Source organism: Hominisplanchenecus murintestinalis (genome assembly GCF_943193015.1).
Taxonomy (GTDB): Bacteria; Bacillota; Clostridia; order Lachnospirales; family Lachnospiraceae; genus Hominisplanchenecus_A; species Hominisplanchenecus_A murintestinalis.
The window spans coordinates 1-9,898 of the sequence record NZ_CALPCM010000060.1 but is presented as its reverse complement, the minus strand read 5'-3'; the positions used below and the strand labels follow the sequence as shown (position 1 = coordinate 9,898).

Here is a 9,898-nt window from a genome sequence, read left to right as displayed (position 1 = left end):
GCAATAAGCAGCTTAAATACAGTAACTATGTGGCTTTCAGCCACTTTCACGGCACAGCTGTGAATAATTCAGGTTTAATTATAACATATCCCGTTTCATAAATCAACTTTGAAAACCGTAAAAAGCAGCCCGGATGTAACAGTTCAGCCCAGGACTTTGCTTTACTATTTTGTTACTTTTGCTTTCTTTGCCCCGGCGCCCTTTACTTTTTTCAGCAGCGCTTTGCGGGCTTTTGTTTTTGTCAGTTTCTTTGCCTTGACTGTCAGTCCCTTTTTGGTCCCTTTGAATGCGCCTTTTCCAATCTTTTTCAGCAGCTTTCCATTGTTCAGTGTAATTTTCTTAAGCTTTTTGCAGTTCATAAATGCCTGTTTATCAATCGTCTTGATATTTTCACCTACTGTGACTCTCATAAGCTTCTTGAAGCCTTTAAATGCATTTGCCCCAATCCTTTCCACTTTATAAGTCACGCCATTGATTTTTACGGTTTTCTGAATGGTAATGCTTTTGGCATCTTTTGTACCTTTGACTGCCACTGCTGCTTTCTTATTCTTCGCGTCCACCTCGTATCTCACATTTTTAATGTTCACATGAGTCTGTACCGGGACCGGCGAAGGAGCCGGGGGCGGTGTGGAGCCGGGGACTTTGGCGAGTTTATACCCTGCCAGCGCCACGGTCAGCCTATTCAGCTCTGACGCGCTTGTATTCTGGCTGTTCAGTGCATCTTGAAGCTGCTTTTTGAGCGCTGCATACCCTGCCCAGCTCGCTTCCGTATAAAACCCTTTATCCTTATCCTGCACAGCCTGCGCTAATACTGCACGGGCATTTGCCCTGGCAGCCTCCAGTTCCTTCTCTGCCTGTGTCGGTTCCTTTACCAGCTGAAACCTTTCCAGCATCTGTGTCAGCTGCTGCAGCTTTTCAGCATCCGGCTGCTCACTTTCCAGTTCTGCCCGGAGCTGTTCTTTCATCTTCACATATTCTGCCCAGCTCGCTTCTGTGTACAGCCCTTTATCGTTATTCGCCACCGCTTTCTCCAGTGCGTCCCTGGCTGCTTTCTCAGCCGCTGCCAATACTTTCGTTTTCAAGCGGGCTACCGCACCGTCAAACCCGGCTTTCGCAGCTTTTAACTGCTCAGAGCTCAGCCTCTCCATACCTACGCTCACCAGCGATGACGCCCCATTGTATGCCCTTACAAAAGACTCCCAGCTCTCCTGTGTATAGATTGCCGCCCCATTGGCGTCCCTGTTTCCTGTATTATATATCTGCTGCGCTTTTGCCTGTGCCTTTTCTGCTTCTTCTCTTGCTTCTGCTTTCTCAGCCATGCTAATCGTGGTAAATGTGATCACCTTTGGTTCTGCATTCTGGGAACCGAAACGTGCGCTAATCTTAACTTTTACCTCACCTGCTTTTGTGATAGTCAGAACAGTCTTTCCATCCGTTTCTGTTAACGCACCTGCCGCCGTATTGTCAGCGCCGCTCCCCAGTTCAAACCCCAGCTCCAGCGCCGTACTGCTGTCATGTACCAGGCAGTCATACCTGTCATGCAGCACCGACGTGCTGTCATTTAAAATTATCTCCGCTGTTTCCCCTGCGGAATCACCTGCCGCCGTCAGCTCGATTTCTGTCAATCCGCTGTAAGTAATCCTGCCGATTGCACATTCACAGATTGTACTGCTCCTTGGCACCAATACTACCGCCTTCAGCGCGTCCAGCGCTTCTTTATAAACCTCCTGTTTCCTTTTCAAACCGGAAGACTGATTAAGAGACACCGCCCTGTCATACGCCGCGCGGTACGCCTGCCAGCTCTGACGGGTGTACTTTGCAGTTACGCCGTCTTCCTCAAACTCTTCTTCCCTCTCATGGGATGCCAGATATTCAGCCAGTTCCTGTTTTGGCTCTTTCAATCCCCGGCAGCTATAGATATACTGCAGAACCGCTCCGCTCTCGTCCAGCTCCCTGCTAAGGATATCCTGGACCGGCACACGCTCCCACTGACCCGCTGCATTTTTTACATACAGAAAATTTTTCTCAGAAGCCGTCTCCGGGAAGATAAAATCCTTGTCACTGTCTTTCTCCAGCGCTTTTTCTTTTGTCTCAACCTCTATCTTCACCCGGTAATCTTTATAAGGACTTGGATATGGCGCTTCTGCATCGCTGTCTTTCTCCAGCCAGGTACAATTTTTCAAGCTGTACGTGTCTGTCTGTCCATTATCCAGCTCAACTGTCTGCCCTCCCGGCTCTACCGCAATCTGTACCTTGGGCTCATCCGCTTCATTGTCCAGGCTGAGCATAGCCGCCCTTGATGCAGCTTTCAGCCCTTTCTCCCCATTTTTAGCGTACTCTCTTTCCAGCCGTTCCCTTGCCTGTTCATAACGTTTCTTCGGATAGTATATTTCCGTGTCCGCCGCCCCTTCATCGGACGGTTCATCCGGCAGCTCTGCCCCATATCCGGGCCCTGCCAGAAAGACGGCGTCATCATAGGCTTCTTTGAACGTCAGCCAGCTTCTCTTTGTATAGAATTGAAACGCTTCTTCTTTTTCCATTCCGGCTATATATGCCATATCGGCTGCATTTCTGCCCACCTGGAGTTCCGCCTTCAGCAGGTTGTAAGCTTCTATAGGACTCTCTACCGCCCCGAAATCATAGGACACCGTCATATAGCTATACCCATTGCCATCTTTGCCGTCATAATTCACAATTGCATCTGACTCGTTCGGATATGGATATGCAATCATGGTATCATTATCATTCAGGGTTACGGTAGTCATCTGAGTAAATTTGCTCTTGCTTTTCAAAGTCACCAGCATCGTATATGCCTTTGTGTCAAACACGGTATGCAGTTCTGTGCCTTTCTGGCTTGTCAGCGCCCATTTTGTATCTTCCACTATATAGTCGCCTTCATCTCCAACTGCCGGATAGGCGTCTGTCCTGTCCATAGACGCGCCATACGATGGTTCTTCTACTGTCAGATGTATTTCTCCGGTTTCGTCTGCTTTCCGAAATCCCATGATTTCAATTTCACTGATCGCCGCATTCGGGCCCAAATCTGTAGCTGCATGTGCGTTCAGCTCTGAAATGTCGAAACGGACATAGCGTTTCAACTGCTTTGTCACATAATCTTCTTCCCGGAACTCCAGCTGCTTATCGCTGCTCTGAGAGCTTACATCTGCCGCTGTCGCCACCGCTTCCCAGTCTCCGTCAAAAATGATGTTTCCGCCCGCTCCTTCCAGGTTGTCGTTCCCCACTGGCGGAACATAGGTATCTGCCGTCCATACCTGGCATCTGTTCGCAGAATTTAGTCCGAACCACTTAATCCGCATCGACTGAATATCCGTTACCGTACCTTCGCCCAAGTCCAGGATAAGGTATGCTTTATCCCCTTCCCGCATATTCACGCCTTTGCCGCCGCTCTCACTGCGCACTGCAGGCATCCAGTATTCATCACTTCCAATGCCATCCGGCATCTGCCCATCGACAGCATAGTTCACACTATGAATGACCTTTTTTCCGCCGGCTTCATAAGTATCTGCTCCTGAATATCCGGCAATTACCGTAGAGCCTTTTCTCCCGTCGGCATACCTGCCGTTTATCCCCACGGCCACATTTTCCGCTTCCGCTACCTTCCAGCGGCTTCCCCATATCTGAATCTCCCGAAGAGCGCCGCCCGAGCGCACGTCCGGGCTCCGGTTCGCATCCTTTATCATCAGGCGCACATATCTTTTTAACGCTGTGCGCTCCAGCCTATACGTTTCATTGTCAGGCGTAAACTCATCCAAAGGCTGGACCAGCCCTTGTGCGTCGCTGCTGCTATCCCGAATCCCTCTGTCAAAGTCTACCACCGTTTTCCAGTCTCCGCTGTCCGCCAGGCTGTCTGCCGGAACAGAATGGTCGCCCATGTTTACTCCTGTGATATCGCTGTCATTTCCGAGCGTACATGTATCGGAAGTCTCTATCGTGTATGCACTCGCCCATTCCTTTTCATGCCATCTGAGACTGATACCGGAAATCCTGGTTTCCGTAGCATGTAAATCATAGATAATGTAGTTTACATCCCCGCTCCCGTCAACATGAGACGTCGGTTTCCAGTAGTCCTTATCATCTTCTGCGTTTTCCCCAAACTCATTGTTTCCTCCCCCGTTAATGGAATTCAGCCCATTCCCCCCGGTATAAGCCCTTACAGACGCATCTCCATCTTCCAGGCTGCGGTTTAAGGCAACATTCACAGTAGTCTCCTGCTGGTCAATACGGCCTGCTTCATTGATATACACCCGCTCCCCTGATATAAATTTATTGGCGTCTGTCGTGCCGTTTCCATATGTCTCAAGCACTTCCAGGCGCACATGGCGCGCCATCTGCGCCTGCCGGAATCTGGCTTCATGACTATTATTTCCTTCTTCAGAATGGGCAGCCCATCCATCTCCTTCCGTCTCGTAAACCAGAAGCCAGCCAGACTCATCAATATCCTTTGGTTCCCGGTCTGCAGTTGATACCCACAGCCTGCATTTTTTGATAGCTCCCCTTGGAACCGCGGAGAGATAACGGACAGACCCCAGGAGTTTCTGCCCTTCCAGGCTGAAATAAATATTCTTTCCGGATACTGCTCCCAGATTTTCCGTCAGCATATAGCCGGACCTGGAAATAAGGTTTGTAAGCGGTTTATCAGGTCTCTGCCTGTTTCCCGGCACATCTGTATCTACCGTAATCGTCTTTTCGTCCACCGGACGGTATCTGTACTGCAGATTCATCTCCTCATCTGCCTGCAGCGCCGCTCTTACCATAAACGCCCCGCCACCGGAGAACGGAATTCCGGTTATTGTCAAAGCCCCTGCCAACAGCCCCGCCAGGCACTGTCTCCATTTCATCTTCATGTCCTAACTCCTCCATACATAAACGACGGTGTGTCACACACCTCAATCTCCAAGTATCACCTATTTTGCAGCTGCATCCCAGCCGCTTTATCTTCTTCCGGATAATGTATTTCCACCAGCGTCAGACCTTCCGGCCTCGCCGTTTCTCCTGCCAGCTCCCTGTCCCGGCTCTCCAGGATAGCTTTTATATATTCGGGTGAGAAAACTCCCCCGCCTGCCCGTATCAGAGTTCCCGCCATAATGCGTACCATGTTATAGAGGAATCCGTTTCCCGTCACCCGAAATACGATTATATCTCCCTCTTTTTCCACCTCTGAAGAATAAATAGTGCGCACGGTATTTTCTATCCCGGGCCTCATCGTGCAGAATGCCCGGAAATCATGCTCTCCTTCCAGATATGCTGCCGCTTCCCGCATTTTCCCCACATCCAGCGGATAATAATAGAAGAAAGAGTACAGTCTCTTCGTAGGATCCGGAAAACGTCTATTTAAAATCCTGTATTCGTAAGTTTTTACTGTCCGGCAAAACCGGGGATGGAAATCCGGCGCCACTTCACAGGATTCCTGAATGCGGATGTCCTCCGGAAGCCTGGTGTTCATGGCATAAGAAATCTTTTCCGCCGGCATCCTCGCTTTTGTATCAAATACCGCCACATTTCCCAAAGCATGGACTCCCGCATCTGTCCTGCTGGCGCCTGTCACCTTAATTTCCTCCTGTAGAAGCGCCGAAAGATGACGGTTCAGTTCCCCTTCTATAGTATCTGCATTTGGCTGCACCTGCCAGCCGTGGTAACGCGTACCGTCATACGCCACTGTCAGCTTCACCCTTTTCATTCTATGCTCCTTCTTACTGCCGCGGCAGCATCCGCCTTTCTTCGGAAAGTTTTACACCGGAGAGACCTTTCCTATCAACACGATACACACGAGATACGCCAACATCAGCAGATATGCCCTGTAGTCCCTCTTCTGATAAATCAATGGCTTCATTTTCGTGCGCCCGTCTCCGCCCCGGTACCCTCTCGCCTCCATTGCCATCGCCAGGTCATTTGCCCGGCGAAACGCTGAAATAAACAGAGGAACCAAAAGCGGCACCAGGCTCTTCGCTTTCTTTACCAATCCGCCGGACTCAAAATCCGCTCCGCGCGCCATCTGTGCCTTCATAATTTTATCTGTTTCTTCCATTAATATAGGAATAAACCGCAAAGCTATGGACATCATCATCGCCACCTCGTGCACCGGAACCCGCAGTTTCTTCAGCGGCGCAAGCCCTTTTTCCATGCCGTCTGTCAGATGATTCGGCGTAGTGGTCAGCGTCATAACCGTAGAACCGATAATCAGCATAACCAGACGCATCGCCATAAATGCCGCCTGTGCAATTCCCTCACGGGTAATCTGTAGTTTCCAGAAAACCAGCACCGGAGTTCCCGGAGTCAGAAACAGGTTGAATACCATTGTAATAGACAATAGTATCATGATAGATTTCAATCCCCGGACCATAAATTTAAAAGGAACCCCCGAAATGCGGATAATAACTGCCAAAAATAAAGCTGCCGCCAGATATCCCGCAAAGGAACGGAACAGAAATAAGGATATAATAAATGTCAGCGTCCCCACCAGTTTCGTCCGCGGATCCAGCTTGTGTATCACGGAATTCCCCGGGTAATATTGTCCCAATGTAATATCTCTTAACATACTTCTCCTATCGTCCCAGCGCACGTAACACCGCGCTTCTGGCTTCCTCCACCGTAGTAGCGTCCGTATCGATTTTCCAGCCTTTTGCTTCCAGCGCTTTTACCACATAAGTCACCTGGGGCGCTGCCAGCCCTATTTTCTCCAGCTCCTGATAATGGTGAAAAACTCTTTTCGGCACATCATCAAACATAATCTTCCCATCATCCATCACAAGTATCCTGTCCACATATTTTGCTACATCTTCCATACTGTGAGAAACCAGAAGAACCGTAATGTTCCTCTCCCGGTGCAGCCTGGCTATCTGCTCTAAAATCTCATCCCGCCCTTTAGGATCCAGTCCTGCCGTCGGCTCATCCAGCACCAGCACTTCCGGATGCATTGCCAAAATGCCTGCAATCGCTGCCCGGCGCTTCTGTCCGCCTGAAAGCTCGAAAGGCGATTTCCTATAGTGTTTCTCTTTCAGCCCCGCCTGATGCAGCGCTTCCAGAGCCCTTGCCTCCACTTCTTCCTTCGGCAATCCCTGATTCTTCGGCCCAAAGCATACATCTGTAAATACATCCACCTCAAAAAGCTGATGTTCCGGGTACTGAAACACCAGCCCCACTTTACTGCGGAGCCCCCGCATATCATAGCCTTCCCGGTAAATATCCTCGCCATTATAATAAATCTTCCCATGCGTAGCCCTAAGCAGACCGTTTAAGTGTTGAATCAGCGTAGACTTACCGGAACCCGTATGCCCGATCACACCGATAAACTGCCCGTCCGGCAGCTCCAGGTTCACATTGTCCAGCGCCTTTTTCTCAAAGGCAGTTCCTTCTCCATATACATAACTCAGATTCTCTATTTGCATCGACATAATTCTTCCACCAGCTCATCTACCGTCAGGACGCCATCCGGAACCGGAAGCCCTGCTTTTTTCAATTCATGTGCCAGGAGCGTCACCTGCGGCACATCCAGCCTGTATTTCTGCAGCTTCTCCACCTGCGAGAAAATTTCCCGGGGCGTCCCCTGCATCACCACTTTTCCTTCATCCATCACCAGTACCTTATCTGCATAAATCACTTCTTCCATATAATGGGTAATCAGCAATACGGCCACATCCTCCACCTGGTTCAGCGCCCGCACCGTACGGATTACCTCTTTCCGTCCCGTCGGGTCCAGCATAGCGGTCGGCTCATCCAACACGATGCATTTGGGGTGCATCGCCACCACCCCCGCAATGGCCACACGCTGTTTCTGCCCGCCGGAAAGTTTATTCGGAGATTTCTTTCGGTATGCCCACATCCCTACACATTTCAGGCTTTCTTCCACCCTTTCCCATATTTCCTCCGTGGATATCCCCATATTTTCAGGTCCAAAACCCACATCTTCTTCAACAACTGTCCCAATAATCTGGTTGTCCGGATTCTGAAACACCATGCCTGCACTCTGACGTACATTCCATAGATTCTTCTCTTCAGATGTATCCATCCCGTCCACATAAAGCGTCCCCTCGTCCGGCGTCAGGATAGCGTTGATATGCTTCGCCAGGGTAGACTTCCCGGAACCATTATGCCCCAGGATAGCCACGAAGTCCCCGCGTTTCACGTCCAGGCTCACCCCGTCTACTGCCCGGGTCACCGCTGCAACTTCACCGTCCTCGCCGTACTTCCTATATTCATAAACCAGTCCGCTGCCTTCAATAATTCCCATGCTTCCCTCCGCGCCGTCCACCGCCGCTGCCCAGGGCTTATGCGGCTCGTCGGCTTATTCATCACCTATTGTAATGGATTTGCCTGGGAAATACAAGGCTTTTGTGTTAACACAAACATAACCGGCAATATCCTTTTCAAACGTCCGCCCCGCCATCTGAACTGCCATCCGACAGCGCTCTTCTATTCTCCGGAAACCCACGCGCTGAATGAGCCGCCTGGAATTTTGGTTTTTCTTATGAACGAATCCGTATATTCTCTCCATTTCCAACTCGCAAAACGCGTATTCCGCCACTGCCCTCACAGCTTCCTGCCCATATCCCTGCCGCTGATACTCTGCTCCTATCATATAGCCAATAACAGGCACAGATTGCCCCTGAAAAGAGCCATTCTCCAGCCCTGCTCGCCCGACAACACGCCCGCTTGATTTCTCTGCCACCGTCCAGAGCCCATATCCATAAAACGCATACATCCTGCGGATATATGCGCAGAAAGTTTCCCGCTCTTCTTCCTTGTCGTCTGAAAGTCCCGGCATGTAATCTGTCATGCCGGGCTGCCGGTACATATCATAGAACACATCAAAATCATCGGGCACACTTTCCCTAAGCGCCAGCCTGTCTGTCAGGGCGATTGTCCACGGAATGCCATGACAGCGCTGATATACTCTCCTGAAAAATTCTACGTCAAGCTCCTCGAAGCCCTGCACTATCATATCTACATGTGAAAGCGTGACGCCCGCCCCGGGCGGCTCGTAGCCTACGCAGGCGGTTTTTCCTTGGAGCGCGATGGCGCTGCCTTCCACCGAAAGCCTTCCCGACGCCATGTCAGCCGTCGCCTGCCTGTCCGTAAGAACCAATGCCTGCGCCATGTCCCCCCAGCTATTTTCGGTCAACGGACTCACCTCTATCCCTGCTGACCGGAAATCCCTCACTAATCCTTCCAAATCTGGGGAGCTGTGATTTTCTTCTATGTCTAAGTATATTTTTTTCATTGACGGCTCCTGTCGTATCTTTAAGATCTTTTATTCCCGCAAGAGTCAAATACTCTGCAAATCGCTTTCTGCTGCCTTTTGTTTTTTATAATACCATAATCGAAACGCTTTGCAAACTTATGTTAAGAAGACTGTCCATCTGACGCCCCCTATCATTACTATTCACTCCGTTCACAGTAACCTTCTATCTCTACTCATATGCCTGCACTGCATCCTCCCCTGTATCCAAATGTATCATATCTGGATTATATACAAAGAACTCCCTCAATGCTTTATGGTAATTCGGATCTGCCCCGCCCCGCTCCATAATCTTTCTCTTCCACTCTTCCCAGCTCTTTGTATAATAATGGTCAATTACAAACAAATCTTTATTATGTTCTCCATTTTTCCAAACCTGATGTTTTTCGGGATCATAATACGCATAATGCATTTCAAAGGCATCAATACGGTTTACCTGTATGAAGTTCTTCCAATAAAAACCTTCCCTCACATCCCCAGATTTCAGTATAATCTTCATATTTTTTACACAAATCTTTAAAATATGCTGACAAAAATAATATTTTACGTTATACTATAACAAATAACTATAAATGAGCAAATTTGAATTTTTACCAAAACTGCTATAAATGCTTTAAAACTAAAGACACCATACCTTTTTGG

The 9,898-nt window shown here is 49.4% G+C and carries 7 protein-coding genes; all 7 read right to left on the bottom strand.

All coding sequences use genetic code 11. The features are described 5' to 3' along the window. Positions 1-164: 164 nt before the first annotated feature. The 7 genes from NFR99_RS13575 to NFR99_RS13545 all read right to left on the bottom strand — a co-directional run bounded on the left by NFR99_RS13575 (position 165) and on the right by NFR99_RS13545 (position 9,755). Positions 165-4,865, bottom strand: a complete 4,701-nt coding sequence (locus NFR99_RS13575) for a leucine-rich repeat protein (protein WP_251353922.1) — start codon at positions 4,863-4,865, stop codon at positions 165-167. 56 nt (positions 4,866-4,921) lie between these two features. After that, the gene (gene truA / locus NFR99_RS13570; RefSeq protein ID WP_120486013.1) at positions 4,922-5,698 is read right to left on the bottom strand and encodes a tRNA pseudouridine(38-40) synthase TruA; all 777 of its coding nucleotides are present in this window, start codon (positions 5,696-5,698) and stop codon (positions 4,922-4,924) included. Between the two features lie 51 nt (positions 5,699-5,749). Further along, complete coding sequence (locus NFR99_RS13565) at positions 5,750-6,556, bottom strand: energy-coupling factor transporter transmembrane component T family protein (RefSeq protein WP_120486014.1); 807 nt, start codon at positions 6,554-6,556, stop codon at positions 5,750-5,752. 7 nt (positions 6,557-6,563) lie between these two features. After that, on the bottom strand, positions 6,564-7,412 hold the full coding sequence (locus NFR99_RS13560) for an energy-coupling factor transporter ATPase (protein ID WP_120486015.1): 849 nt from the start codon (positions 7,410-7,412) through the stop codon (positions 6,564-6,566). After that, complete coding sequence (locus tag NFR99_RS13555; RefSeq protein WP_251353921.1) at positions 7,397-8,248, bottom strand: energy-coupling factor transporter ATPase; 852 nt, start codon at positions 8,246-8,248, stop codon at positions 7,397-7,399. The genes NFR99_RS13560 and NFR99_RS13555 overlap by 16 nt, the downstream gene beginning before the upstream one ends. 54 nt (positions 8,249-8,302) lie before the next feature. After that, the gene (locus NFR99_RS13550) at positions 8,303-9,238 is read right to left on the bottom strand and encodes a GNAT family N-acetyltransferase (protein WP_251353920.1); all 936 of its coding nucleotides are present in this window, start codon (positions 9,236-9,238) and stop codon (positions 8,303-8,305) included. A 190-nt stretch (positions 9,239-9,428) separates the two neighbouring features. Then, positions 9,429-9,755 carry a hypothetical protein gene (locus NFR99_RS13545; protein ID WP_120486018.1) on the bottom strand — a complete coding sequence of 109 codons (327 nt, stop codon included), beginning with the start codon at positions 9,753-9,755 and terminating at the stop codon, positions 9,429-9,431. Between the last annotated feature and the right edge of the window lie 143 nt (positions 9,756-9,898).